At 50.7% G+C, this 223-nt stretch carries 1 rRNA gene; it reads right to left on the minus strand.

What is annotated here, in order from left to right:
* Nucleotides 1-124 precede the first annotated feature (124 nt).
* Nucleotides 125-223: ribosomal RNA gene (locus tag ACDO57_RS23390) — 23S ribosomal RNA — on the minus strand; the annotation flags it as partial.

Genomic DNA, 223 nt, shown 5'->3' on the forward strand with positions numbered 1-223 from the left:
TCACTTCTGAGTTCGGCATGGGGTCAGGTGGGACCACCGCGCTAAAGCCGCCAGGCAAATTCTGTTAATCTGTATCAGGCTGAAAATCGTCTCTGTCTCTTCGCCAAAACAGCTTCGGCGTTGTAAGGTTAAGCCTCACGGTTCATTAGTATCGGTTAGCTCAACGCATCGCTGCGCTTACACACCCGACCTATCAACGTCATCGTCTTTAACGTTCCTTCAG

The organism is Enterobacter cloacae complex sp. 2015409 (assembly GCF_041365315.1).
Classification (GTDB): domain Bacteria; phylum Pseudomonadota; class Gammaproteobacteria; order Enterobacterales; family Enterobacteriaceae; genus Enterobacter; species Enterobacter pseudoroggenkampii.